A 26,340-nucleotide genomic window follows, 5' to 3' on the forward strand; every position below is an offset into this window, starting at 1 on the left:
CCTTTAAGGAGCCGGCTGGCAGGTCGGACACCAGAATAGGTTGCGTCCCTCCATGACTCTTTCCGCCACTGGGGTGCCGCAGACATAGCAGGGCAAACCGGCGCGACGATAGACATAAACCTCCCCGCCATGGTCGTCTTTACGCGGTTCGCGCCCCATGGCTTCGGGGGAATGCTCGGGCCGCACCGTATCAATGCGGCCGTGTTCCACCCCGTACTCCATCAGATCCACTAGGTCGATCCACGTGGCGTCAAAGGTTTCACGGGAAACGTCGCGGCCAGGCAGGAAAGGGGAGAGGCCATGGCGAAAAAGGGTTTCCGCGCGGTAGATATTGCCCACGCCGGCATAGAGGTGCTGGTCCATCATGAGCGAGCCAATGCTGCGCCGCGATTTGTGCACCTTGGCCCATAAAGCCTCCACATCGGCGTCTGGGCGCAGCGGATCCTGGCCTACCTTGGCCAGTTGTGCGCGGTACTCCTCTTCTGTAAGCAAGCGGCAAAATTGGGGTCCGCGCAGGTTGGCGGCCTCGGTACCATTATCAATGCGCACCCGAATCTGTCCGCCGGTCTCCTCACGGGGCTCGAAGCGCAGCTTGCCGATGAGCCCTAAGTGAATATAGAGGATATGGCACGGATCCGGAGTGGTGAAGTGTACAAAAAGATGTTTACCGTAGGTCTCGGCCAACTCGATGCGCTCGCCATCGAGAATCTCTGCCTCCGCCGCGAAGCGCCCCTGCGGGCTGGTCACGCGCAGCGGCATGCCGCGACAATCCGCGTTGAATTTATTGGCTAGGCGGTGGATGACGTGACCTTCAGGCATAGAAGCCAGTCTAATCGGGAAGAATTTTCGGCCAAACCTGCCGCTAACCAGCCCACTTATTTGGGAGGTGACAATAGCGTAAACTCGAAATGCGGAATGATTTAACTCAGGGGAAGGCTTTCAAATCATGACGCACAAAATCGGCTTTGACCGCGAGAAATATATCGAGCTGCAGTCAAAGCACATTCACGCCCGCCGCGAGGAAATTGGCGGCAAACTCTACTTGGAGATGGGCGGCAAACTTTTTGACGATATGCATGCCTCCCGCGTGCTGCCGGGTTTCACCCCGGACAATAAAATCGCGATGCTGGAGCGCATCAAAGAGGACGTAGAGATCCTCATTTGCATCAATGCCAAGGACATCTCCCGCCAGAAGGTACGCGCCGACCTAGGCATCCTCTACGAAGATGACCTGCTGCGCCTTGTAGATGTATTCCGTAGCCGCGGATTCTTGGTGGAAAACATCGTCATGACCCAGCTGGAGGAGGGAAACTCCCAGGCCGAGGCCTTCATCGAAAAGGCAGAGCGCCTTGGCCTCAAGGTGGCCCGCCACCGCGTTATCCCTGGGTACCCCACCAATACGGACCTTATCGTGTCCGAAGAGGGTTTTGGCCGCAATGAGTTTGCGGAAACCTCCCGCGATCTTGTCGTTGTCACCGCGCCGGGCCCTGGCTCCGGCAAGCTGGCCACTGCGCTCTCGCAGGTTTACCACGAGCACCAGCGCGGCAATAATGCTGGCTACGCTAAGTTTGAAACTTTCCCTATCTGGAATCTCCCCCTTGAACACCCCGTGAACTTGGCCTATGAGGCCGCCACGGTGGACCTCAACGATTCCAATATTATTGACCACTTCCATCTGTCCGCCCACGGTGAATCCACCGTGAACTACAACCGTGATGTGGAAGCATTCCCGCTGCTGCGCACCTTGTTGGAAAAGCTCACCGGCACCACCCCGTATGAGTCTCCCACGGACATGGGCGTGAACATGGCTGGGTTCTGCATTACTGATGACGCCGTGTGCCGCGCCGCCGCCCAGCAAGAAATCATCCGCCGCTACTTTAAGGCTCAGGTGGAAGAGGCCCGCGCTGGCTTGGGGACCGAACAATCTGAGCGTGCCGCGGTCATCATGGCCAAGGCCGGCATCAAGGTCGAAGATCGCCCCGTGGTGGCGCCCGCGCGCCAACGTGCGGAAGAAACCGGCGAGCCTGCCTCTGCTATGCAGCTGCACGACGGCACCATGATCACCGGCCGCACCGCGCCTCTGCTGGGCTGCTCGGCGGCGATGCTGCTCAACGCGCTGAAGCACCTGGCGGGCATCGATGACGATATCCATCTGCTTTCGCCCGAATCCATCGAGCCGATTCAAACGCTTAAGACCAAGCACCTGGGTTCCAAGAATCCACGCCTGCATACCGACGAGGTGCTCATCGCCCTGTCCGTGTCTGCCGCTAAGGATGATAATGCCCGCAAGGCGCTGGAGCAGATCAAGGAGCTTGCCGGGTGCGATGTTCACACCACCACCATCCTGGGTTCGGTGGACGAGGGAATCTTCCGCAATTTGGGCGTGCTCGTGACCTCTGATCCCGTCTTTGCCCGCAAGAAAGCGCTGTACCAGAAGCGCTAGGTTCTGCCTATTAGAAGGGCGGCCCTTTCAGCCCGTGCTGGAGGGGCCGCAGTCTTATAAAGAACAACTACAAGATTGGGGATCTACCCAGCTGCGGGCCTAAGATTGGGGCGTGACTATTGGCAAAGTTCTCCTGTATTACTGCTTTACCCCCATCGAAGATCCCACCGCAATCATGCTGTGGCAGCGCACCCTGTGCGAGTCCCTGGGTCTCAAGGGCCGCATCCTCATCTCTGAGCACGGCATCAACGGCACCGTAGGTGGCGATATGGAAGCCTGCAAGCGCTACGTCCGCCAGACCAAGGAATACCCAGGCTTTAAGCGCATGCAGTTCAAGTGGTCCGAGGGCGGAGCGGATGACTTCCCGCGCCTTTCGGTCAAGGTGCGCGATGAAATCGTGGCCTTTGGCGCGCCGGGCGAGCTGAAGGTGGATGAAAACGGCGTCGTCGGTGGCGGCGTGCACCTCAAGCCAGAAGAGGTTAATAAACTAGTAGAAGAACGTGGCGAGGAAGTCGTCTTCTTTGATGGGCGCAACGCCATGGAGGCAGAGATTGGCAAGTTTAAAAATGCCGTCGTTCCCGATGTAAAAACCACGCATGACTTCATCGAGGAAATTGAATCGGGCAAGTACGACTGGATGAAGGATAAGCCGGTGGTATCCTATTGCACCGGCGGTATTCGCTGCGAAATCCTGTCTTCGTTGATGAAGAATCGTGGTTTCAAAGAGGTCTACCAGATCGATGGCGGCATCGTGCGCTATGGCGAAAAGTACGGCAATGATGGCCTGTGGGAAGGCTCAATGTATGTCTTTGATAAGCGCATGCATCACGAGTTTGGCCAAGGGCTCCAGGACCCAGGCTTTATCCAGCTGGGCCATTGCGTGCACTGTGGCAAAGGCACGAATACCTTCCACAATTGCATCAATGAAGATACCTGTCGCCAGCAGGTGCTCATCTGTGATGACTGCATCCAACATGTAGAAACGCAGCACTGCGGCCGGCCAGATTGCGCCGAGGTGGCAGCGCAGCTAGCCAAGCAGGAGAGCTAGTCGCGCGCCGTTTCCTTGTGGAAGGAGTCCCACCACCACTGTTGCCACGTGGCGGTGTGCGGGTTGCAGGGCGGATAGACGATGCCGGTAGGTGTGTATAGTTCGGTCACCGGGCTGATTCCGTGCAGCGAGTTGAGGAACCACAGGGGGCATGCGGTGGCGAGCTCCGGGGTGAGCGGTCTTGTTTCGGTCCGTATGCCTAGGGCCGCGGCGCGCTGGGTGACCTGGTGCAGCGTGATGCTGGGCAGCGCCGTCCCGGTGGGGAGCACAAGAGTCTCCCCGTCCCAGGCGACGAGCGCGCCGGTGGTGGTCTCCAGCATGGCACCGGAGGAATCCACAATGACGGTGTCATCGGCACCGTCGTCCTGGTATTCGGCGCGGTAGCGTGCCAGTGCCGGGAAATCGGGGCCCTTGACCAAAGGCTGCGAGCGCGGGTCGGGTGCCTGCGCATAGGTTAGCCGGGTGACTGGGCGTGCTGGGGGTGCGGGGCGAATATCAAGGCGCAGTTGTCCTGCAGCTAGCGAGATGCGGGGAAAAAGATCGCCGGGGGCGAAGCGCTGCAGCATCGCAGGCACGAACCCAGCGGGAAGCGGCCCCGCCACCGACTCGAAGCGCCGGAGGTGAAGGCGAAGGGCGCTTGAGTGGGCGTCGCCAAGCATCCGCCAAGAATCCGCAACGTCAAAGGGACCGGGATGGGGTTGGCTGGGAATAAAGCCGCCCTCGTGCCAGAGATAGGTACTCACTGCCATGCCCCTAATACGGACTGCGCCTTAAGGTTGCGCTCTGCTAGCTCGGCGGCCGGATCCGAATCCAAAACGATGGCCCCGCCGGCCCCGATAGTGACCTCGCCGCCCGCGCGTACGGCCGTGCGGATGACCACGCTGAGATCGGCTTGTCCATCAAAGCCCAAGTAGCCCACCACGCCGGAGTAGACCCCGCGCGGGCCGGTCTCGAGCTGATCGATGATTTCGCAGGTGCGCAGCTTTGGCGCGCCCGTCATCGAGCCGGGAGGAAAGGTGGCGCGGAGGGCATCGACCGCAGTGGCATTGGCGCGCAGCGCTCCGGTAATGGTGGACACCAATTGATGAACCGTGGCATAGCTTTCTACCTGCATCAACTTCGGTACGCGCACGGTTCCGGGCTCGCATACCCGGGAAAGGTCATTGCGCAGCAGGTCGACGATCATGAGGTTTTCGGCGCGCGTCTTCGGGTCCGTGGTCAGCAATGCGGGATCTTGCTCGGCGGAGATAGTGCCCTTAATCGGTTTGGCCTCCACCTCACGGCCGCGCACGGTGAGGAAGCGCTCAGGCGAGGCGCTGCAGACTTCCACGCCATCGAAGACGAGGTGCGCGGCATAGGGAGCGGGATTGTGTGAGCGCAGTTGGGGATACAGCTCCCCCTCGGCCCCGGCCGAATAGGTATCGGTCAGGCAGACTTCGTAGCTCTCCCCGGTGTGCAGGAACTCCTGAGCGCGCTTAATCCGCTCCAGGTAGCCGGGGCTGCGCCAGGCGCCTGCGCTTAGCGACGCCCCGCGGCCCTGCTCCTTGGACTGCTTTTCCTCCGTGTTCAAGGCTGCTTCTAATCGGTCCAGCAGTTGCTCGGCGCCGTCGCCAGCCAGGCAGCACAGATGCGCTGTTTCTTCCTGGTGGTCATAGACCATAAAAGACTGCGGCCGCACAAAATAAGCATCTGGGTAAGGGGAGCGGTGGCTTAACACAATGGGCAGGGTGAGCTGGGTGCACTCATAGCCTAGGTAGCCGATGAGCCCGCCGGTAAAGGGGAGGTCCGGTGCATTGATGATGCGTGTGGCGAGCTCGCGGTCCAAGAGGGCAAGGATATCGGGGGCGTCACCAAGCCGATAGCGGAAAGAACGACTCAACGTGCCGGCAGTATCTCCGAGGATGGAGTAGCGCCCGCGCGGATCCGCGGAGTCGAGGAAGAAGGCATCTTTTCCTTCGGCGCGCAGGGTAGCAAAGACCCGCGGGCAGTCCACCGCGCCGGGAACCTCGCGGTGGAGCAGGCGGAACCCACCCAGGAAGTTGCGCATAATATCCCGGCCGTGCTGGGTAAGCACCGACTCCGGGTGGAATTGCACGCCCCAGTGAGGCAAACCATCGACCTTGAGCGCTTGAATGACGCCATCCTCGCTACGGGCATGAACGGTGATACCGGGGACCTCGTCAATCTGCAAGGAGTGGTAGCGCACTACCTCGAAATTTTGCGGGATTCCGGCAAAGATGCCCTCGCCCGAGTGGCTAATAGTGGAGACAAAACCGTGGCGCGGTTGTGGCGCACGAGAAACCTGAGCGCCGGCCAACAGGCCCAGCCCTTGGTGGCCGAGGCATACGCCCAGCACCGGAATCTCGGCCGCTGCTGCGGCGGTGATGATGGCTCGGGCAGCACCGAAGTCCTCCTCCCGCTCAGGCGTGCCCGGACCGGGAGAAATCACCACATGAGAAAATTCGCCGGCACGGACGCGCTCGGCCAGACCTTCCGCCTCGCCGGCAGCAATAACGAGTGGGTGACGGCCGTCTACCTCTGCAATGAGGTGAGCCAGGTTGAAGGTATAAGAATCGTAATTATCAAGCAGGAGGATCATCGGGAGGGGGGGAAGTTTTCTAGGCGGCAGCCGAGTCCATGAGAAATAGCTGGATATCGGTAATGGTCCAGAGCATGAAATTGCAGGCCATCACCCAGAAAATGGCCATCCAACTCCGCCAGCGCAGATAGCGGTGTAGCTTGCGCACCATGATGATGGCGCAGCCAATCATGCCGAAGAAGGGAATGATCGGGGTGGTCAGGCTAAAGAAGGTGCGCTGCCCATCGGTGCAGAGCCACGTAGCGGTGCCATCTTCGCATAAAGGACCGCCCAAAAGCCTAGCGGCGAGCGCGACCGCGAAGCCATAGAGCGCGGAGATGACAAGGACTGCGAGCATGTACCAGACGGCTTGCCGGGTAGAGCGGCGGTTAGCAGCGGCAATCTCTAAAGGATCCGGCTCATCGGCCAGCTCATCGAAACTCTGCGGTTCTGGGCGGCGCAGATTGGCATAGTCAGCATCGGATGTCAGATCGTTTTCGGGATGCTCTGGTCGCTGGCTCATACCCCAATCCTAACCGCAGGCTGGGTGGACCAAGATGGGCACCCGAATATGCGGCAGCAGCTCCGTGGCAGTAGAACCCAAGAAAACGCGGGCGATGGGGCCTTGCGGGGTGGAGGCCATAAGCATGAGATCGCCCTTTTTCCACTTGAGCGAATCCACTGCGCCGCCCCAGCCGGCACCGGAACCAATTTCAGAGGTGACATCCAGCTCTGGGAATTTCTCCTGGATGCAATCGCGGGCGCGATCCAGCATGGCAAGGGAATCCTCGAGCCACTCCGCCGCCAGCTCGAGCGCCATATCGTGCTTATCCTTCGACGGGGTACTGAGCAAGCCCTTTGCCGAGAAAGCCAGCAGGCGCAGCGGCAGGTTCCAGCGATTGGCAAGCTCGGCTGCGGCGAGCATCTCATGATCTTCGCGCGGGCTGCGTTCAGTAATGGCAAAGTTAAAGCGGGTGACGCCGTGCTTGGATAGCTTTACCTTGCGAGGCACCAAGCCCAATGGTTGAGGAGAATAATGCAGCAAGGTATCGGCCGTAGAGCCGGCGAAGAAACGCCCCTTGGGCGCGGCCTGGTTGGGCCCCAAAATGATGAGGTCTGCCTCGAACTTCTTGGCCATTTCCGTCAGCAGATGGGGGCGCGAAGGGCCGTCGACCAATAGGGAGGGTTTCTCATCCCAGCAGCTACGCGGCACGCCGGCCTCATCGAGGGCGGCACGGGTAGCAGCGGCACAAGCCTCCTTTTGTTCTTTAAACCATTTTTTATATTTTCCGCCCAGTTTGCTGAGAGAAGTAGTAGTCCACGGCTGGAATACGGTAGAGATGACGCGTACCTGGATATCAGCGGTACGGGAAAGCCACGCGGCACACTCGAGTGCCTCGGTGCCGGAGGAAGAGGGGCTCCAAGAAATAAGGATGCGAAGTGGCTTTTCGGCCGAGCCTTTGCTCAAGGCTGGGAGATGCCCATCGGAAATATCAGTTGCCATACGATATGAACTAGTGAACGGTTACGGTTATTTCGCTTCCCTCAATTATCACGTTAAGCCGGAGAAAAATGAAATTACCGCGGGTAAAACTAGCGCTGTTCGCCGTTCATTGTGGGGCGATAGACATCTGCAAGCTTGGAGATGACAGTGGCTACTTCATTCGCGGTATCCAAATCTTCAGGCTCTAGCCACCGCATGATTTCTGCCAAGGCCGAGGCGCGCTGCTGTGAAACGATGGCGAGTTCAGATTCGCCCAATTGCGTCAGCGCTACCAGGACACCGCGGCGGTCTTCCTCATCGCGGTGGCGTTCTACGTAGCCGCGGCGCTCTAGCTGATAGAGCGCATTAGAGGCGGTGGGCATGCGGATAAGCTCTGCCTGCGCGATGGTGGATACGCGTGATGGACCCCGCATACGCAGCTGGTTCATGATGGATACCTGGGAGGTGGTCAAAGAAGAGCCCTCTGCCGTGCGCTGGAAAATAAGGATGAGCTTATTGAGCGCCGGTTGGATGGAACGCGCGACCTCGACGGCATCCTCGTATGTAGACGGGGATTGAGCGGGGCCCTTCTCCTCATGTTGCTGCGTCATAGAAAACGATTGTATAGCTCGTTTTCTCTGCGCGGTAGTTTGGAAGTTAAAAAGTTAGCTTCCGGCAATAAAATCTTCCAGCTCGGCGCGTGCCACGTCATCGGCCTTTTGCACCGGCGGGGACTTCATCAGGTAGGACGAGGCAGGCAGTACTGGGCCGGCAACCCCGCGGTCGAGGGCAATCTTGGCGGCGCGCACGGCATCAATGATGATGCCGGCAGAGTTAGGTGAGTCCCAGACCTCCAGCTTGTACTCCAAGTTCAGCGGGACTTCGCCGAAGGCAGATCCTTCCAAACGGACATAGGCCCATTTGCGGTCATCGAGCCATTCCACATAATCCGAAGGGCCGATGTGAACATTGCGGTCCTCGCGCTTGCCGGCGATAGGCGAGTTGTGCAGGTTAGAGGTGACGGCCTGCGTTTTGGAAATCTTCTTTGATTCGAGGCGCTCGCGTTCGAGCATATTCTTAAAGTCCATATTGCCGCCCACATTGAGCTGCATGGTGCGCTCCAAGCGCACGCCGCGGTCCTCGAAGAGTTTTGCCATGACGCGGTGCGTAATGGTGGCACCTACCTGGGATTTAATATCATCGCCCACAATGGGCAGCCCGGCGTCTTCAAACTTCTTCGCCCATTCTGGATCAGAGGCAATAAAGACCGGCAGGGCATTGACGAAGGCGCAACCGGCATCGATGGCCGCTTGCGCGTAGAACTTATCCGCATCTTCGGAGCCCACCGGCAGGTAGGAAACTACGACGTCGGCGCCGGATTCGCGAAGGACAGCGGGGACGTCGGCAAGCGGGGCTTCTGATTCCGCAATGGACTCTTGGTAGTAACGGCCCAAGCCATCCAGGGTAGGCCCGCGCTGCACGGTAACGCCCAGGTTCGGGACGTCGGTAATAGAAATGGTGCAATTGCGGGAGCTGCGCGTGGCCTCCGCAAGGTCCTTGCCCACTTTGTCCGCATCCACGTCGAAAGCGGCAACAAATTCCACGTCGCCGACGTGATACGGGCCAAACTGGGTGTGCATCAAACCGGGAATATCTGCATCGGCAGCGGCGTTGCGATAAAACTCCACGCCTTCAATGAGGGACGTGGCGCAATTGCCGACGCCCACGATGGCGACCTTTACCTTCTCGGACAAGGTTTACTCCTTTTATATCCATGAATTGTGGTTGTCAGTGACTGCGCAAGACTAAGCCGAAAATTATGCCCTGCGGTGGCATAACACCATGTGGATCGATCAAGAAGAGGTAATTAGGATGATCCGGGTGAATTCCGTTGCCTATAAGCATGTGCTCTCCCACGAGTGGGAACGCGCCCACCATCTGCGCGAATTTCGCGCCGGGCAGCTCACACGGGAAGAGGTATGCGATGCCGATTTTCTGCTGCGCGCCGCAGCTGAGCACCACGGGCGCACCATGGATAAAGAATGCCCAGTGTGCGGCGAGCCTTTGCGGCTTACCCGCTGGGTCTATGGAGAGAACCTCGGCCGGCGTGCTGGGAGCGCCCGTAGTGATAAAGAAATAGCGGAATTTGTAGCCGAGGGCTTGGAGTTTACGGTGCACGAGGTGGAGGTATGTCGCCAGTGCCGGTGGAACCACTTGTTGCGTTCTGCTACTGCTTTTAACGCGTGTTAGTTTCCGGCGCACCGCCTTAGGCAGTAAGCTGCAATTATTTAGTTTGTGATCAGGGATGAATGAGGACACGAATCAGTGACCGAGAAGGAATCTACCGGCAAGTCCACTAAGGTGGCTCGCCCCAGCAAAAAGCAGGCGAAAAAGAAACGCCGCATCTGGCCGTGGGTCGTTTTGGCGTTCCTACTGGTCTTTGTGGCATTGCCCGCAGGACTTTTTGCCTATGCGTACTCGCAATACACCGTTCCGGAGCCCAAGGACCTGGCCAATAACCAAGTCTCCACCATTTACGCGGGCGATAACCAGACCCAGCTCGCCCGTTTGGTGCCGCCGGAAGGCAACCGTACCCACGTAAACCTGGATGAGATCCCGGACTATGTGCAGGACTCCGTGCTTGCCGCGGAGGACCGCGATTTCTGGGATAACTCCGGCTTCTCCTTCACCGGCCTCGGCCGCGCCGTGGTGGGTAAGGTAACCGGCAACGCTGATGCTGGTGGCGGTTCCACCATTACCCAGCAGTATGTGAAGAACACGCTGGTGGGTAATGAGTACTCCTATGTGCGCAAGATTCGCGAGCTTATCTACTCGGTGAAAATGACCAATGAGTGGGAAAAGAAGGATATTCTCAACGCCTACCTCAACACCGTGTACTTCGGACGCAATGCCTACGGCATTCAGGCCGCATCCAACGCCTACTTTAATAAGGACGCCAAGGACCTCACCCCGGAGGAAGGCGCCATGCTCGCCGGCCTCATCCAGTCCCCGTCCGGACTCGACCCCCGCGTGAACCAAGAGGGCTCCGAGGACCGCTGGAACTACGTCCTAGATGGCCTCGTGGGCATGGGTGACCTCACCCAAGAACAGCGCGATGGGATGACTTTCCCGGAGACCCGCGACCCAACCGAGTACTCGGCTTATACCGAGGCCCCGGGCGCCAACGGTCACATCAAAGATCAGGTCATCCGTGAGCTGGAAGAGGTAGGCATCACCGAAAACGAGGTGTCCACCGGTGGTCTGCGCATTACCACCACCATTGATATGAACGTGCAGAACAACACCATCCAGGCAGTCGATGAGCAGATGGCTCCCCTGCAGGAAGATGCACGTGCGGCTTCCGTCACCATCGACCCAAAGACCGGTGCGGTCCGCGGGTACTTCGGTGGCCACGATTCCAATGGTTGGGATTACGCCAACTCCCCGCTGCAGACCGGTTCGACTTTCAAGATCATGGCCCTAGCAGCTGCCCTGCAGCAGGGAATTAGCCTGGATACTAATTACTCTTCTGCTCCTTATCAGCTGCCGGGATCCGATGTGGTTACCAACGTGGGCGGTGGCTGCGGCGTATGCAACCTGCGCGAGGCTACCAAGCAGTCCCTGAATACCTCCTTCCTGCGCCTGCAGGCGGACCTGAAGAACGGTACGCAGGACACCGCGGATATGGCGCATGCCCTGGGTGTGGCTAAGTCCCTGCCGGGCATTGAGAAGACGCTGACGGAAAAGGGCAAGCAGCCATTCGAGGGCATCGTCCTGGGTCAGTACCAGTCCCGCCCGCTCGATATGGCTACCGCGATGTCCACCCTGGCTAACCAGGGTGTGTGGCATAATCCCCACTTTGTGCAGCGCGTAGAAAACGCCGCCGGCGAAGTGCTGTACGAGCACCCTGAAGATGAAGGCGAGCGCCGCGTATCGTCCAATGTGGCCAATAACGTCCTCGAGGCCATGGAGCCGGTAGCCGCGTGGTCCAATGGCGCCCTTGCGGGCGGCCGCGCTTCTGCCTCTAAGACCGGTACGACCCAGATGGGCGATACCGGAAATAACAAGGATGCCTGGATGGTTGGTGCCACCCCGCAGCTGGCCACTGCCGTGTGGGTAGGTACCGCAGATAACACCTCCGCCATTTTCGATCAGTACGGTGGCATCATGTACGGCGCGGGCGCGCCGACCAAGATTTGGAAGGCCGTGCTGGATAACTCCCTGGCCAACTCCGAATTCCAAAACTTCCCGGCCGCCTATCCACTGGGATTCGGCAATATGGGCGCCGGAACGGCCGCCCCGGCCTATGACCAGAGCTGGGATAGCGGCGCTGGCGATACGCAAAACTACGAGGCTCCAGAGCAGCAGGCTGCGCCGGAAGAAGAGACCAAGCCGGTCCAGCCACAAGAGAAGCCGGAGAGCCCGAAGCCAGCGCCAAGTCCACAGCGTGGCAACCGTGGCAACAATGGCAACAATGGCAACAATGGCAACAATGGCAACAATGGCAACAACAACCAAGCACCGGCCCAGCAAGAGGCTCCGTCCTTAGATGACCTCATTGGTCCGAATAGCGACCTGGCAGACCTTCTAGGGTAGGCGGCAGTGACAGTGAATTCGCACCAGCGCATTCCCGTCTCCTCAGAGCCGTTGGCCCGCGGAGTAATTGAATTCCTCGGCGGGCCAATGGGCCGTTTTGCCGGCGTTCGCCCCACTCAATGGTGGACCCCGCTGCGCGCCATCATCGCCGTCGGTTGGGTATTTCTGGCTTGCGGATTCCTCTCCAAAGCCAATTGTGCCGGCGGTACCCGCGGTGATGACGGGGTTATGAGCTTGAATTGGGCAGCAAACCGCCAGTACACCTCTTTCTGCTATAACGACATCATCCCGCTCTACGGCGGCCGTGGCCTCGATGAAGGCGGCTTCCCCTATGCCTATTCTTGGCAGGAGGGCGACCTGACCCGCTATATGGAATACCCGGTCCTCGCGGGCTTATTCCAAGGAATGATGGGGTGGATCGCCCGCAATACCTATTCCCTTGTGGAGTGGGCCGGAATCCCGGAGGCCGGTTGGTACTTCGGCCTCACCGCCCTGGTCATGTCCTGTATCTGGGTCGGCGTGCTTTATATGGTCTACCTGTTGGTAGGCAATCGCACGTGGGACACCATCCTCGTAGCGGCCAGCCCCCTTATCATCATTCACGCCTTTAGCAACTGGGATATCCCCTCCATCGCCTTTGCCGTAGGCGCGCTTCTGGCCGCCGCGCGCAAGCGGCCGGTGGTAGCAGGTGTCCTTATCGGCCTTGGCACCTCTTTCAAGCTATGGCCGGTCTTCATCTTGGGGGCATTCTTGGTCTTGGCGGTGCGCAACCGCCGTTGGTCGCAATTTTTCCTAGCCTTACTTGGCGCGTCCGTAGCTTGGCTTGCGGTCAACGCGCCGGTGGCAATGAAATACCCGGATGCGTGGCGAGAATTTTTCCGCCTCAACCAAGAGCGCGGTGCGGAGTGGACCACCATCTACTCAGTGCTCAGCCGCAATACCGGCATGAGTTTTAGCCCAGAGTTTCTCAATACCTTCAGCTTGGTGGCTTTTTTGGCTCTTTGCGCAGCAATTGCGGGGCTGGGTCTGCGCAGCGCGCGAACCCCGCGCATGGCAGAGCTGGTCTACCTCATCGTGGCTGCCTTTTTATTGGTCAACAAGGTGTGGTCGCCGCAGTATTCGCTGTGGCTGGTGGTCCCCGCAGCTCTGGCGTTGCCGCGCTGGCGTCTGGTCTTTAGCTGGGCGCTTGTCGACGCCCTGGTATGGCCCCTATTGATGTGGCACATGCTGGGAACAGACAATAAGGGCATTCCGCACGAGCTTCTTGACGTCGCCGTTATTTCCCGCGATGCCCTCATTATCGCCATGGCTGTATTTATCATTCGCCAGATGTGTGGGAAGGTCACGGATAAGGTGCGCGATGCGCATGGTGGCAGTGATCCTTTGGCAGGAGCATTCGCATGATTGTTACCTATATCGGGATGGCCTCCATCTTCTTAGGCTTTCTCTGCGTGATGGGTGCCTTTTGGCTGTTTCATAACCGCGAGGATCGGCGCGGGCCCATCGTTTTAGGGATCTTGGCTATCCTTTTCCTCACCATCATTCCGGCGACAGCCGCTGTGTTTTTCGCCGCAACTACCACCGGTTAGATTTCTTTTCGCCGGTCACTTGCGGTACTGTAGTGGGGTTGCTTGACGCAACGTACCCTCCTGCTGCATCCGCAAAGGTGATGCAGCCGAAAACTACTAGACCATAGGAGGTGATGAGGTCCGTGCGTCACTACGAAGTCATGATCATTCTGGATCCTAATCAGGATGAGCGCACCGTAACCCCGTCCCTGGATAAGTTCCTCGAAATCGTCCGCCAGGATGGCGGCAAGGTTGAGAACCTTGATGTATGGGGCAAGCGTCGTCTTGCATACCCCATCAACAAGAAGGAAGAGGGCATTTATGCCGTCGTCAACCTGGAGTGCGAGCACACTTCGGTTGCCGAGCTCGACCGCCGTCTGAACCTGAACGACACCATCCTGCGTACCAAGGTTCTGCGCACCGACAGCAAGTAACGGATACTGGGATCAAGCACAATCCACGTAACCGATAAGGAGTAAAGACATGGCACAGGGAGATACCAATATCACGGTGGTAGGCAACATCGTTGCTGACCCCGAGCTGCGCTTCACCCCGGCGGGTGCGGCAGTAGCTAACTTCCGCGTCGCCTCCACCCCTCGTCGCTATAACTCGCAGACGAACCAGTGGGAAGACGGCGAAGCTATGTTCCTGACCTGCAACGTATGGCGTCAGGCGGCAGAAAACGTCGCCGAAACCCTGTCTAAGGGCATGCGCGTCATCGTTACCGGACGCTTGAAGCAGCGTTCCTTCCAGACCCGCGAGGGTGAAAACCGCACCGTATTCGAGATTGACGTCGACGAAGTCGGCCCGTCTCTGCGCTACGCCACCGCACAGGTAAACCGCAATCCACGTGAGGGCGGCAATAACTTTAGCGGCGGCGGCCAGCAGCGCTCGAATAACAATAATCAGGGCGGTTTTGGAGGCGGCCAGCAACAGCAGCCGCAGCAGCAGAACCAGGCTCCTTCTGAGGATCCGTGGAACTCCGCGCCACCAGCTGGTGGTTTCGGAGGCGCTGATTCTGAACCTCCGTTCTAAGTCTGTCACCCGCAACTATTCAACTAACTCAATTGAAAGGCAGGGATCATGAAGCTGATCCTCACCGCTGCCGTTGAGAACCTCGGCGCCGCTGGCGAAATTGTTGAGGTTAAGGACGGCTACGGACGTAACTACCTGCTTCCTCGCGGCCTGGCTATCGTGGCTACCCGCGGCGCAGAGAAGCAGATTGAGGGCATCAAGCGCGCCCAGGAAGCTCGCGAGATTCGCGACCTGGATCACGCACGTGAGGTCCGCAACCAGCTCGAGCAGCTGACGGATGTCAAGGTAGAGGTTAAGACCTCCGAATCCGGTAAGCTCTTCGGTTCCGTTAAAGCAGAAGACATTGTCAACGCCGTCTCCAAGGCCGGTGGCCCAAAGCTGGATAAGCGCATTGTTGTGCTTCCAAAGGGCCTGGTCAAGAAGACCGGCAACTACCAGGTCGAGCTGAAGCTGCACGCTGATGTTATCGGCAAGGTGAACTTCTCGGTCGTTGCTGCCTAACTAGGCGCACGACGGTCCATATAGACCCAAAGACAACAGCAACGCTTTAGGCCTCAAGTTCCTGCTATGTGAGGTGGCAGGCTCTTGGGGCCTTTAGCGCGTTTTCACCGGCTTGTGGATAACTGTGGAAATCTGTGGATAACTCTCCAGCTCATTAACTTTGCGTTTACACCTCGGTTGCTTTATTAACCCGCAGGTCAGGGCCCTTATCCACTGTTAATGTGCCACTTTTCACATCTGCGAAAACCCGTCGTGAGCAGGGGATATGATGTGTGCAGGTCATGGAGGTTTTGAGTTATCCACAAGCATATGCAGGGCAATTGCGGCCCGAGTATGCCGCGACCAGCAATTTCCACACCATCCTGTGGATAACTTCCGGCTTTATACCCAGGGGGTAGTGTCCCGGCGCTAGACTAAACTGAAATTCCGTTACGCTTGCTCGCTCGAATAGCTACAAGGGGGAAGACATGACCAACGCCAGCTTTGACGATGAACACCTGCCGCCGGAGCCGCCGCCCGAGGAGGAACCGGCCCCACGCCGTCGCTTTCAGCAGGAAGAGCCAAAGCGCTATGGAGAATTCCGCCAGCCCCCCGCAGACCGGGAGGCGGAGCAGGGCGTCCTAGGCGCAATGCTGCTGAGTCCCCATACGGTGATGGAAGTCATTGAGGAACTGGAACCGGAGGACTTTTACTATCCGGCCCATACCCTGATCTACCGCGCCATGCTGGACCTTTATTCTGAGGGTAAAGACGTCGATGCTGTCATTTTGGCCTCTCAGCTGGATCGCTTTAATAACCTCGAACGCGTTGGTGGCGCCCCCTATCTGCACACGCTGCTGGCCACGGTGCCGACGGCGGCAAATGCCCGCTATTACGCAGAGATCGTGGCGGAGAAGGCCGTGTTGCGCAAGCTGGTTGATGCCGGCACCCGCGTAGTACAGCTAGGATTTTCCGGCACCGAGGATGCAGAGATCGAGTCCGTCCTGGACCGCGCCCAGCAGGAAGTCTTCGCCGTCGCCCAGCGCAAAACTGCGGAAGATTACCGAGTCTTGGGTGACCTCATTGACCCCACCATTGATGAGCTGGCAGCACTGCAGCAAGCCGGCGGTGTGGAACTAGGCGTGCCAACTGGTTTTATCGATCTAGATAAGCTGACTAACGGTCTCCACGCGGGCCAGATGGTCATCGTCGCTGCTCGTCCCGGTGTGGGTAAATCGACCCTAGCCATGGATTTCATGCGGTCCTGCTCCTTGCAGCATGGTAAGTCCTCGGTAATCTTCTCCCTCGAGATGTCAGCCTCGGAGATTGTCATGCGCCTGCTCTCGGCGGAATCAGAAGTCAAGCTGGCCGATATGCGCGGCGGCCGTGTCTCCACCGAGGACTGGGCGAAAATTGATGAGACCCTCAACCGAGTGCAAGACGCCCCGCTGTTTATTGATGACTCTCCAAACCTGACGATGATGGAGATTCGTTCCAAGGCTCGCCGCCTAAAGCAGCAGCACGGGCTGGATTTGATCGTCTTGGACTACCTGCAGCTGATGTCTTCGGGTAAAAAGGTTGAGTCCCGCCAGCAAGAGGTTTCCGAATTCTCCCGCCAGCTCAAGCTTTTGGCCAAGGAGCTAGAGGTTCCTCTCATCGCAATTTCGCAGCTGAACCGTGGACCCGAGGCGCGTACTGATAAAAAGCCGCAGCTTGCTGACCTCCGTGAGTCCGGCTCCTTGGAGCAGGACGCCGATATGGTCATGCTGCTGTACCGTCCTGACTCCCAGGATCGCGATAATGAGCGCGCCGGCGAGGCGGATATTATCCTAGCCAAGCACCGTGGCGGTCCAATCGATACCGTGCAGGTGGCACACCAGCTGCACTACTCCAAGTTCGTCAATATGGCCCACGGATAAATTACAGGTCGACCACCGCATTGGGATCGCCCAATCGTGGGCCGAGGATAACCAACACCAGGAAAACCGCAGCTGCGGCAAGCGCTAACCAGCGCCAGACGGGGAAGAAGCGTTCGCCACATAGGCGGGCGAACGCCGCACCGATGAGTGCGCCCACGGTGTTAAATATGAGGTCATCAATATCCGTTCGCCCAAGGGCAAACGCATATTGGCACACCTCCAGCACTAGGCTCAGGCCAAATCCCCACGCCACAGTGGTTTTAATGGAACGGCACAGACTAAACACCAGCATTCCAAACGGGATAAAGAAGGCCGTGTTTCCCGCGTACTCAAATAGCGGACCAAACCAGCTGCCGCCGCAGAATTCATCCAGCGGCACCCAGCGCAGTTCTCGCGCACGCTGATTTTCCGGTTTCCACAAATAGCCGATTTGGTAGAAAGGCTTGAGCGTGGTCAATGCGACCATAACGGCCGTCCACGCGGCGAGGGAGAGCCTACTGAGCAAGCGCTATTCCTTTCTGCTCGGGCAGACTGAAGGCGGCGGCAGCCGCAATGCCAAATGCTGCGGCGAATACAATAAATAACCAGGCCGTCCCACCCGCAGCAAGCAGTGGCGGGACGATTAGTGGGGCCGCAATAGATGCTAGCCTACCGAAGCCTGCTGCCGCTCCCGTACCACGCCCTCGCAATGAAGTGGGATACAGCTCCGGACCGATGGCATAGAGGGCTCCCCAGGCGCCGAGGTTGAAGAAGGAGAGCAGACAACCAGCCAGGATGATCAATGCTTCCGTAGCTGCTGCTCCATATAGGCCGGCTGCTGCTGCCGAGCCGAGCAGGAATACCGCGAGGGTTACCCGCCTGCCCCAGAGCTCGATGAGCCAAGCTGCCACCGCGTAGCCAGGCAGCTGGGCAAGGGTGATAATGAGGGTAAAACTAAAAGACTTCACTAGGGAGAAACCGTCGGCTACTAGCAGAGAGGGAATCCAGATGAAGGCGCCATAGTAGGAGAGGTTTACACAGAACCAAATGGTCCACAACGCCGCGGTCCTCCTTCGTAGCTGCGGACTCCAGATAGACGCTGCGGGGGAAGGTGTGGGCTCTGGGAGGGCATCGTCCAGCGGGCGATTTTCCGCCGCGGCTTCGAAACTGGCAACGATAGCTTCGGCCTCATCATGGCGGCCTTTGGATTCAAGGAAACGCACAGATTCTGGTAGACCGCGGCGCACATAGATTGAATACGCGGCTGGCAGCATGCCAAGGGCCAGGGCCCAGCGCCAACCGGATTCAGATGTGCTCACCACGAAAGTGCCGATGATGGCCGCAAGGATCCATCCCAAGGCCCAGAATGCCTCGAGAATGACTACCATCCTTCCGCGGACCCGCCGAGGCGCGAATTCGGATATGAGCGTGGAGGCAACTGGTAGCTCGGCTCCGAGGCCCAACCCAACGATGAATCGGAAGAAGATGAGAACCGTAAGTCCCCCAGCTAGCGCGGATGCCCCTGTTGCCAAGCCGTAGACAAGCAAGGTGAGAGAAAAGACATTGCGGCGGCCGAATTTATCTGCCAGCAATCCGCCAAAGGTTGCACCGAGCGCCATGCCAAGGAAGCCTGCCGAGGCCAACCAGGAGGTCTGGCTGGCACCTAGATCCCAGTGAACGGCAAGGGCGGCCATGATGAAGGAGATTAACCCGACATCCATAGCATCAAGCGCCCATCCAAGGCCGGAACCTAAGAGTAGGCGCTTGTGCTTAGAGGTGACGGGAAGGCGATCGAGACGTTCGGTGCGGCTGAGCATGCGATAATACTATCGCTGAACAGAAAAACCTTTCAGGCGTAGTGAGTTGGTAACCACAAAAACCGAGCTCAGTGCCATCGCGAGGCCGGAAAATAATGGGTTGAGCAGGCCAAGCGCGGCAACAGGAATGAGTATGACGTTATAGGCAAAGGCCCAGAAAAGGTTGCCCTTGATAATTGCTAGCGTGCGGCGCGAGAGCCGAATGGCATCAGCAGCGCAGCGTAGATCGCCGTTCATCAGGGTGATATCAGAGGCTTCAATTGCCACGTCGGTACCCGCGCCCATGGCGAGCCCAAGGTCCGCCTGGGCAAGGGCGGCGGCGTCGTTAATGCCGTCGCCGACCATCGCCACGGTATGCCCGGAGCGTTGCAGTTCCTTGATGCTATCTACCTTGTCTTCTGGGAGGACTTCGGCTCTGACGTGCTCGATTCCTACCTCGGCGGCCACGGCGTGGGCGGCTCCAGCGTTATCACCGGTTAGCAGGTAAGGGGTAAGCCCAAGTTCCTTCATCTGTGCCACTGCGGCGGCAGAGCTGGGCTTGATGGTATCGCGGACCTCAATGATTCCGGCAGGTTGGCCGTCCACGGAGACAACCACCGGCGTGGCACCAGAGTCTTGTGCCTCGCGGAATGGTGCTTTTAAGTCCCCCAAGGGGCCTTGCGGCTTGCCGACGCCCACTCGGACCCCCTCTACAGTTCCTTCCACGCCGCCTGGAACTACTGCGAATTCGGTAGCCGGTTCCACGCTGCATTCCTGGGCAATGGCACGGGCGATGGGGTGTTCGGAATTGTGCTCGACGGCCGCGGCCAGCTCGAGCACGTCACCGTGGACGGCGGTAACGGACATCTCTCCAGCCGTGACCGTGCCGGTTTTATCCATCACAATGGTGTCGATTTGGCGCGTAGACTCCAAGATTTCCGGGCCCTTAATGACAAGCCCGAGCTGTGCCCCGCGGCCGGTGCCGACGAGGATAGCGGTGGGCGTCGCCAAGCCCATGGCGCATGGGCAGGCCACAATGAGAACGGATACGGCGGCGATAAAGGCCGGGGCTATCCCGCCGAAGAAGAGGTGAACAATCAGCGTAAGCGCAGCTACCGCAATCACCACAGGGACGAAGACCTGCGCGATGCGGTCCACGAGGCGCTGCACTGGTGCCTTGGAGGTTTGGGCATCTGTGACGAGCTGGGCCATCTGGGCCAGTACCGTATCCTCGCCCACCTTGGTGGCTCGCACCTCAATGCGGCCCGAAGCGTTGATGGTTGCACCAGTGACCGCATCGCCGGTACTCACCTCAACGGGTACTGGCTCGCCGGTAATCATGGACGTATCGACGGCCGAGTTGCCCGCCTTCACGATGCCATCGGTGGCGATCTTTTCGCCTGGGCGGACTACGAAGACATCGCCTACCTGCAGCTGTGCAATAGGGATGCGCCGCTCGCCCTGTGCGGTAAGTACCGAGGCTTCCTTAGCTCCTAAGGAGAGCAGCTCCCGCAGCGCCTCCGAAGACTGGCCTTTGGCCCGCGCCTCGAACCAGCGGCCGAGCAGCAGGAACGTAATGACCATGCCTACGGATTCAAAATAGATGTGGTCCATTTGTGCCGCGTTTGCATCCAGCGACATGTGCATCTTCATGCCCGGTTCGCCCGCGTTGCCGACAAACAGCGCCCACAGCGACCAGAAGTAGGCCGCCGAAGTTCCCATGGTGATGAGCGTGTCCATGGTGAAAGAACCGTGCTTAAGGTTCGTCCACGTGGCGGTGTGGAAAGGTGCGCCACCAAAGATGTAGACGATGGTAGCGATGATGGCGCAGGCCCACTGCCAATTGGGAAATTGCAGGGCCGGCGACATCGATACCACCATGAGCGGCAGCGATAAAGCTCCGGCGACAATGGTGCGGCGCAGCAACGCGTCGCCATCATCCTTCTTAGGCTGGGGATCCTCTGCCTTCGTCTCGGCCATGTCGAAAGCGCCGTAACCTGCGCCCTCAACCACCGAGATGAGCTCCTGCGGGCTAACCGTCTGGGAGTCATACTCGATGGCCGCTGCCTCGGTGGCAAAGTTGACGCTGGCGCTTACCCCGTCAAGCTTGTTGAGTTTGCGCTCGACGCGGGAGGAGCAGGAAGTGCACGTCATGCCCGTGACGCCAAGGTCCAAGTGGGACATGGCGGTGCCTACTTCAACGTGTAGCCGGCCTCAGTTACAGCGGCCGCTACCTGTTCATCGGTGAAATCGGTGCCACTAACCGTAACCGCGCCGGTGGTGTGGTCTGCAGTGACTTCGCTAACGCCGGAGATTTCGCCGACTTCTTCCTTTACTGACATTTCGCAATGTCCGCAGGTCATGCCCTCTACGGTGTAGTTCTTGGTGCTCATAATGATCCTTCCTTTGGGTTGATTTCTGTACCGATTTTATACCCCCTAGGGGTATGTGACAAGGATGATTCAGGTACGTTGGGGGAATAAAGCGATACGTAAAGGAGTTAGATCAAGCATGGCTACTATCGATGTCACCGAAGAAAACTTTGAAGAAACCGTTACCGGCGAAGGCATTACGCTCGTAGACGCTTGGGCCGATTGGTGCGGACCGTGCAAGCGCTTTGCGCCGGTTTTTGAAAAGGCCTCCGAAGAGCACACGGATGCTACCTTTGCCAAGCTGGATACCGAGGCTAACCAGGGCCTTGCATCCGCACTGGAGATTCAGTCCATTCCAACGCTGATGATTTTCCGTGATGGCATCTTGGTATTCCGTGAGGCTGGCGCGCTGCCCCCTGCAGCATTGGAAGACCTACTCAAGCAGGTTAAGGAACTCGACATGGCAGAGGTCCGCCGCCAGGTAGAAGAGCAAAATGCGCAGGGCTAATACCTACTAGCTTCCTCGGCGCTTTCTGGTGAGTATCGCTAAACTCGCTAGAAAGCGTCTTTTTTATTTCCAAAGGAGAAGATAATGGCTAACCCTTTCAGCAAAGGTTGGAAGTACATGATGAGTTCCTTCGATCAGAAGATTGATGAGAACGCTGATCCGAAGGTGCAGATCCAGCAGGCTGTTCAGGCAGCCAAGGAGCAGCACCAGCAGATTTCTGAGCACGCCGCAGAAATCATCGGCCATAAGTCTCAGCTGGAAATGCAGATGGACCGCCTGGTGAAGTCCCAGCAGGACTACCAATCTCAAACCCAGCGTGCATTGGAACTGGCAGATGCGGCGGAGGATCCGCAAAAGGCTGCCGAATATAACCAGGCTGCGGAAGTTGTTGCTTCTCAGCTGGTTGCAGTGGAGCAGGAACTGGAAGACGTCAAGCAGCAGTACGCTGCCGCAGAGCAAGCTGCCGCGCAGGCCAAGAGCCAGCAGCAGCAGTCTGAGGCGCGCTTGAAGGAGCAGCTAGCCCAGGTTAGCCAGCTGGAGGCCCAAGCGGATCAAGCAGCGATGCAAGAAAAGAACGCTCAGGCCATTGAATCCATGAATCAGCTAAACCCGGATGATTCCGTGCCTACTCTTGATTCTGTGCGCGCCAAGATTGAAAAGCGCTACGCCGATGCCCTGGGCGCGCAAGAATTGCAGCATGCTACCGGCGGTGATCGCATTAGTGAGATTAAAGCGGCCGGCAATGACATGAAGGCGACTGCGCGCCTTGATGCCATCCGGGCGGATATTAAGAAGAAGAAAGAGCTCGAGTCCGGCGATTAATTCTGCCGGCGAACGTTAATTAAAACCCCACGAATCCCCGAGTGGAAACCATCGCGCAGGTTCACGCGCTGAGTTTCGGTCAGGGTGTATTCGTGCAGGGTTTCGCAGGCAAATTGCAGTAATGGGCGGTCGATCTCCGGGGGAAGCCCGCCGCCCGAAAGCAGGTGTGCCTGGTCGCGCTGCTCGGTGCTAGCAGCGTTATCGAACCACCACGAGGCGTATTGCTGGCCCACGTCAAAGGGGGACTGGAATCCAGCCGAGCTCCACACTTCTTCTGGCAGCGGAACATATTTAGAGCGCAGTTTGCGGCGAGGAGCCATCATGGATGGCTTTGGTGCTGGTTTTTCCGCGGGAGAGTCCTCCTCGGCGGGGGAATCCTCTGCAGCATCCACCTTGGGCGGAGCCGGCTTGGGCGTTGGGGCCGGGGTGGGCTTTTCGGTAGCACCGAAGGCTGCTTCCACCTCCGAAGGCTCGCCGCATTCGTCCGGCTCCGGCATTTCCTCGCTGTCCTTGTGCGCGTTTTCGCGCACCACTGGCGGAAGCGGGCCTTCCAATACCTGCAATTCCATAGCATCGGCGAAGTCCTCGCGCGGGTCCAAAATGGTGGTGGAATCGCACGCATGGCGCAGGGCGGAGGACATGGAGTCCCAGCCAAATCCATAAAGATGCACGCGGATGCCATTGTCCACGGCTGCCTGGGCACCGGGAATCATGTCTGCATCGCCGCTGACGAGAACAAAATCAGTGAATTGACCCTTCATGGCGGCGATGACCATATCCGCCACCAACCGGGTATCCACGGCCTTTTGGGTGCGGCGCTCACCCCACTCGATGAGCTGGCCAGTGCGTAGTTGTACGCCTTCGCAGGTGCGCAACGCCCGTTGGTAGCGGTGCGGGCCGGTATCGGGAATGCCGTCATACCAGTATTGGCGTTGGATCGGGGTTCCCAGTTGGTTCTCGATCATCCCGCCCATCGTGCTGACCACCTCGGGTAGATCGATTTCTAGTTGCGCGCGAGCTCCGGTGTCCCATGAGTTATAAAAGCTTGCGAGCAAGTATGAGGTATCGACAAAGACAAGTGTGCGTTCAAGCATGGCTCCTAAGTTCCGTTCTAATTGTTCTAAATAAAATTCTTTGTGGTTTCCAGTGTGCCCCATTAGTCACAAAACGTCGATAACCTTGGACAAAATCCCAGCGCAGTAGGGGCAAAAAAGTTTTCTCTACGGAAGTATTGCAGCGGTGGACTGTTGCCGATATGGTTGGTTACACAAGTAGCTAACCAACGAACCGAGGGTTAATGGATAATTCCACCCAACCACTCTTCCGCCAGATTGCTTCCTTGGTGGAAGACGCCATTGTGGACGGAACCCTGGGCGAGGGGGACCGGGCTCCGTCCACTAATGAGCTTGCTGACTTCCACAACATCAACCCGGCCACCGCTCGCAAGGGGATAAGCCTCCTAGTGGATATTGGTGTGCTGGATAAGCGTCGCGGCATCGGCATGTTTGTCGCAGACGGTGCCCTGGCGAAGATCCGCGAGCGCCGCAGGGCCGATTTTGCGGCGGAATACATGGCCCCGCTTGTGGATGAAGCTGTGCGGCTGGGGTACCACCGCGCCCAACTCCATGACCTATTTGATCGCGTTGCAGAAAGCCGAGGAATGTACTCATGATTAAGACACGAGATTTCACCTTTGCCGATGGCCTGACGCACGGCCTAGTTGGCCCCAACGGCATAGGCAAAACCACGCTCCTGCGCAAGATCGCCGGCCAAATCCAATCAGGCGGGATAACGGTCTTCGGGGAGAACCCTTTTGATAATCAATCGGTTCTCAACCGAGTCATTTTGATGGGGATTGATAACCCGCTACCGGATTCCTGGGGCATCGGAAAGCTGGGCGTCATAGGAAAGGCACGGTGGCCGCGATGGGACGATGAGCGGTTTAATGAGCTGCTGGTTCGCTTTGATGTTCCGGCCAAGGCTTATTCTTCCCTTTCCCGCGGGCAAAAGTCTGCGGTGGGCTTCATCTTCGCCGTTGCATCTGGCTGCGAAGTCATGCTTCTCGACGAACCCTATCTCGGCCTCGATGCACAGCGCCGGGAGCTCTTTTATCAGGTGCTGCGAGAGGAACACGGCCGCACCATGGTCATTTCCACCCATCACCTCAATGAGGTGGCGGGCCTTCTCGATACCGTTTCTCTCATGGGAGATAATCCAATTTCCGGTCCAATCGATGACTTCATCGAGGGGATTCTGGAGCTCACTGGTCCATCCGAGTCTCTCACCGCAGCGGCCGAGGAGCTGGGCCTTCCTGAGCTGACTAGGACAACCACGTCCTTAGGGGATCGCGTGCTTATCGACGCCCGCTCCGCTTCGACCGATCCCATTTTTCGCATTGCCCAGGCCAACGGCCTGCGTGTCAATGAGGTCTCTTTAGAGCGTGCGGTGCTGGCATTAGAGGAGAGAGCATGAAACTACTGTGGTACCTAGGCGATTGGTGGCTCTGGACCTTTTTCCTGTTCGCATTATTGGTCATGCCAGTCATGGCAGAGGGAACATGGAGCGTGCTCCCCGTAATCGCTTCCTTGGGGCTCGTGCTCTCCCTGCAGCCTGACTTTCAGAAATATCAACTAGTGGGCTTGGGATCGAAAATCTGGAACGAACATCGTCGCATTCTCGTCGCGCTACTCGCACTAGCGGCAGCCGTGGGCGCTCTCACTGTGCAGCTGTGGTGGGCATTGCCTGTTTATGCAGTCGCGACGCTATGGGCCATGTATCGCAGCGCCACTCCGAAACGCTCCGGGTACACCACTGTTGGCGTGCAACCTTCGAGCGGATTTGGTTGGTTCCCCCGCACCTTGGCCGGGCAAACGATCTATCGCCCGCAGGCCAAAGCTTGGTGTGGGGCGTGTTTGGCGCAGATGATTGGCTTAGTTCTCTACCAGTATGAGGACGCGGCTTCAGTGCTCGAATTCCTCGGCATCTTCATCTGGGTACTGACTGTTGTGCTGCTCGGGGCGGTCTTGGGCAGCTTAAGAAAATCCCTCCGCGAATACACGGTTATGGGAGGAAGTCGTAGAGATTGGGCCCTGCATACTGCAGTGCTCGGCCTGATACCTGTCCTCGCAGCCATCAGTATCAGCGCAGCACTGACGAATGACAGTGAACTCGTTACGGCCATCGCATTGCTTAGTGCGACCTGTGCCCCGGTTTTGGTCACGCTGGAATTTCTGGGAAAGAAGAACTGGTACCTATTCATCCTCTATGCGGTCCTCATAGCCGGAATAGTCGTCATTTACGTCCAGACCCCCATCCCCGCAATTGCCAAGTTCTTCTTGGCGGTGGCCTTCTATGCAGTATGGGCATTGACCCTCCCCAGCTACATTCGCCGAGCGAATGTTCACGGCGGCGGAATGAGTCGTTGGATGGGCGTATCTTAAAGCTCCCAAAATAGTAATTGTCCTGGGGATTTGTGTTTGTTTGAGTCGCTGTGTAACTTAATACGAGTCAGCGCGACCGACAGCGCCCCACAGGAACAAGAAAGTTCCTGGCTGAAGCGGCGATAGGAAAACAGGCCCTGACAAAATAAATTTTTCGCTCACGACGAGCTACACACGCAAGTGTGTCGTTGTTGTGTGGTGGTGATGTTTGAGAACTCAATAGTGTGCCAATGTACTTTTTATTTTTTGTGTGCATGGTTGTGTGTTGATTGG

At 58.1% G+C, this 26,340-nt stretch carries 27 protein-coding genes; 15 read left to right on the forward strand and 12 right to left on the reverse strand.

What is annotated here, in order from left to right:
• Window positions 1–3: 3 nt before the first annotated feature.
• The gene (locus QP904_RS10785; protein ID WP_284836057.1) at window positions 4–819 is read right to left on the reverse strand and encodes an Fpg/Nei family DNA glycosylase; all 816 of its coding nucleotides are present in this window, start codon (window positions 817–819) and stop codon (window positions 4–6) included.
• Window positions 820–946: 127 nt separating this feature from the next.
• On the opposite strand from QP904_RS10785, the gene QP904_RS10790 reads away from it, so the two are divergent.
• Complete coding sequence (locus QP904_RS10790; RefSeq protein WP_023020147.1) at window positions 947–2,443, forward strand: DUF1846 domain-containing protein; 1,497 nt, start codon at window positions 947–949, stop codon at window positions 2,441–2,443.
• Between the two features lie 112 nt (window positions 2,444–2,555).
• Entirely contained in the window at window positions 2,556–3,491 is a 936-nt protein-coding gene (gene trhO, locus QP904_RS10795) for an oxygen-dependent tRNA uridine(34) hydroxylase TrhO (RefSeq protein WP_005326978.1), read from the forward strand.
• Here trhO and QP904_RS10800 read toward each other — a convergent pair.
• From QP904_RS10800 to QP904_RS10825, 6 genes are all read right to left on the reverse strand, one after another.
• Entirely contained in the window at window positions 3,488–4,240 is a 753-nt protein-coding gene (locus QP904_RS10800; protein ID WP_284836058.1) for an aminotransferase class IV, read from the reverse strand. The genes trhO and QP904_RS10800 overlap by 4 nt on opposite strands.
• Complete coding sequence (locus tag QP904_RS10805; protein WP_284836059.1) at window positions 4,231–6,090, reverse strand: chorismate-binding protein; 1,860 nt, start codon at window positions 6,088–6,090, stop codon at window positions 4,231–4,233. Before QP904_RS10805 ends, QP904_RS10800 begins: the two co-directional genes overlap by 10 nt.
• A gap of 19 nt (window positions 6,091–6,109) precedes the next feature.
• Entirely contained in the window at window positions 6,110–6,592 is a 483-nt protein-coding gene (locus QP904_RS10810; RefSeq protein WP_023020142.1) for a hypothetical protein, read from the reverse strand.
• 9 nt (window positions 6,593–6,601) lie between these two features.
• A complete protein-coding gene (locus tag QP904_RS10815; protein WP_284836060.1) occupies window positions 6,602–7,573 on the reverse strand; it encodes a universal stress protein in 972 nt (323 codons plus the stop codon).
• Window positions 7,574–7,662: 89 nt separating this feature from the next.
• Window positions 7,663–8,163, reverse strand: coding sequence for a MarR family winged helix-turn-helix transcriptional regulator (locus QP904_RS10820; RefSeq protein WP_049359192.1), 501 nt, complete (start codon window positions 8,161–8,163; stop codon window positions 7,663–7,665).
• A 54-nt stretch (window positions 8,164–8,217) separates the two neighbouring features.
• The gene (locus QP904_RS10825; RefSeq protein WP_023020139.1) at window positions 8,218–9,306 is read right to left on the reverse strand and encodes an inositol-3-phosphate synthase; all 1,089 of its coding nucleotides are present in this window, start codon (window positions 9,304–9,306) and stop codon (window positions 8,218–8,220) included.
• Window positions 9,307–9,424: 118 nt separating this feature from the next.
• Between QP904_RS10825 and QP904_RS10830 the strand changes: the two genes are divergently transcribed.
• From QP904_RS10830 to dnaB, 8 genes are all read left to right on the forward strand, one after another.
• On the forward strand, window positions 9,425–9,802 hold the full coding sequence (locus QP904_RS10830; protein ID WP_034655603.1) for a DUF5318 family protein: 378 nt from the start codon (window positions 9,425–9,427) through the stop codon (window positions 9,800–9,802).
• A gap of 75 nt (window positions 9,803–9,877) precedes the next feature.
• Window positions 9,878–12,148, forward strand: coding sequence for a transglycosylase domain-containing protein (locus QP904_RS10835; RefSeq protein ID WP_284836061.1), 2,271 nt, complete (start codon window positions 9,878–9,880; stop codon window positions 12,146–12,148).
• Between the two features lie 6 nt (window positions 12,149–12,154).
• Window positions 12,155–13,552: a glycosyltransferase family 87 protein gene (locus QP904_RS10840; protein ID WP_284836062.1), complete on the forward strand. Its 1,398-nt coding sequence runs from the start codon at window positions 12,155–12,157 to the stop codon at window positions 13,550–13,552.
• Window positions 13,549–13,737, forward strand: coding sequence for a hypothetical protein (locus QP904_RS10845; RefSeq protein WP_023020135.1), 189 nt, complete (start codon window positions 13,549–13,551; stop codon window positions 13,735–13,737). Before QP904_RS10840 ends, QP904_RS10845 begins: the two co-directional genes overlap by 4 nt.
• A 122-nt stretch (window positions 13,738–13,859) precedes the next feature.
• Entirely contained in the window at window positions 13,860–14,150 is a 291-nt protein-coding gene (gene rpsF / locus QP904_RS10850; RefSeq protein ID WP_023020134.1) for a 30S ribosomal protein S6, read from the forward strand.
• Window positions 14,151–14,199: 49 nt separating this feature from the next.
• Window positions 14,200–14,751, forward strand: a complete 552-nt coding sequence (locus QP904_RS10855) for a single-stranded DNA-binding protein (protein ID WP_086588342.1) — start codon at window positions 14,200–14,202, stop codon at window positions 14,749–14,751.
• A 48-nt stretch (window positions 14,752–14,799) separates the two neighbouring features.
• Complete coding sequence (gene rplI / locus QP904_RS10860; protein ID WP_023020132.1) at window positions 14,800–15,252, forward strand: 50S ribosomal protein L9; 453 nt, start codon at window positions 14,800–14,802, stop codon at window positions 15,250–15,252.
• A 467-nt stretch (window positions 15,253–15,719) separates the two neighbouring features.
• Complete coding sequence (dnaB, locus tag QP904_RS10865) at window positions 15,720–17,150, forward strand: replicative DNA helicase (protein ID WP_023020131.1); 1,431 nt, start codon at window positions 15,720–15,722, stop codon at window positions 17,148–17,150.
• Window position 17,151: 1 nt separating this feature from the next.
• On the opposite strand, the gene QP904_RS10870 is transcribed toward dnaB, so the two are convergent.
• The 4 genes from QP904_RS10870 to QP904_RS10885 are packed head-to-tail and all read right to left on the reverse strand — an operon-like array spanning window position 17,152 to window position 21,318.
• Entirely contained in the window at window positions 17,152–17,655 is a 504-nt protein-coding gene (locus QP904_RS10870; RefSeq protein WP_023029499.1) for a VanZ family protein, read from the reverse strand.
• Window positions 17,645–18,946 carry an MFS transporter gene (locus tag QP904_RS10875; RefSeq protein ID WP_023020129.1) on the reverse strand — a complete coding sequence of 434 codons (1,302 nt, stop codon included), beginning with the start codon at window positions 18,944–18,946 and terminating at the stop codon, window positions 17,645–17,647. Before QP904_RS10875 ends, QP904_RS10870 begins: the two co-directional genes overlap by 11 nt.
• Before the next feature lie 9 nt (window positions 18,947–18,955).
• Window positions 18,956–21,109 carry a heavy metal translocating P-type ATPase gene (locus tag QP904_RS10880; RefSeq protein ID WP_200288523.1) on the reverse strand — a complete coding sequence of 718 codons (2,154 nt, stop codon included), beginning with the start codon at window positions 21,107–21,109 and terminating at the stop codon, window positions 18,956–18,958.
• Window positions 21,110–21,117: 8 nt separating this feature from the next.
• A complete protein-coding gene (locus QP904_RS10885) occupies window positions 21,118–21,318 on the reverse strand; it encodes a heavy-metal-associated domain-containing protein (RefSeq protein WP_023020127.1) in 201 nt (66 codons plus the stop codon).
• A gap of 118 nt (window positions 21,319–21,436) precedes the next feature.
• On the opposite strand from QP904_RS10885, the gene trxA reads away from it, so the two are divergent.
• Together trxA and QP904_RS10895 are read left to right on the forward strand one after the other, a co-directional pair.
• Entirely contained in the window at window positions 21,437–21,805 is a 369-nt protein-coding gene (gene trxA, locus QP904_RS10890; RefSeq protein WP_005325956.1) for a thioredoxin, read from the forward strand.
• Window positions 21,806–21,889: 84 nt separating this feature from the next.
• Window positions 21,890–22,627, forward strand: coding sequence for a PspA/IM30 family protein (locus QP904_RS10895; protein WP_086588336.1), 738 nt, complete (start codon window positions 21,890–21,892; stop codon window positions 22,625–22,627).
• Here QP904_RS10895 and QP904_RS10900 read toward each other — a convergent pair.
• A complete protein-coding gene (locus QP904_RS10900) occupies window positions 22,624–23,721 on the reverse strand; it encodes an NYN domain-containing protein (protein ID WP_023020125.1) in 1,098 nt (365 codons plus the stop codon). The two genes, QP904_RS10895 and QP904_RS10900, sit on opposite strands and share 4 nt — an antisense overlap.
• A 203-nt stretch (window positions 23,722–23,924) precedes the next feature.
• Between QP904_RS10900 and QP904_RS10905 the strand changes: the two genes are divergently transcribed.
• From QP904_RS10905 to QP904_RS10915, 3 genes are read left to right on the forward strand one after another with little or no spacing between them, the layout of a single operon-like run.
• Entirely contained in the window at window positions 23,925–24,299 is a 375-nt protein-coding gene (locus QP904_RS10905) for a GntR family transcriptional regulator (protein WP_023020124.1), read from the forward strand.
• Window positions 24,296–25,099: an AAA family ATPase gene (locus QP904_RS10910; RefSeq protein WP_023020123.1), complete on the forward strand. Its 804-nt coding sequence runs from the start codon at window positions 24,296–24,298 to the stop codon at window positions 25,097–25,099. The genes QP904_RS10905 and QP904_RS10910 overlap by 4 nt, the downstream gene beginning before the upstream one ends.
• The gene (locus tag QP904_RS10915) at window positions 25,096–26,067 is read left to right on the forward strand and encodes a hypothetical protein (RefSeq protein ID WP_023020122.1); all 972 of its coding nucleotides are present in this window, start codon (window positions 25,096–25,098) and stop codon (window positions 26,065–26,067) included. Before QP904_RS10910 ends, QP904_RS10915 begins: the two co-directional genes overlap by 4 nt.
• The last annotated feature ends 273 nt before the right edge of the window (window positions 26,068–26,340 follow it).

Origin of the sequence: Corynebacterium nasorum (assembly GCF_030229765.1) — a bacterium.
GTDB lineage: Bacteria > Actinomycetota > Actinomycetes > Mycobacteriales > Mycobacteriaceae > Corynebacterium > Corynebacterium kefirresidentii.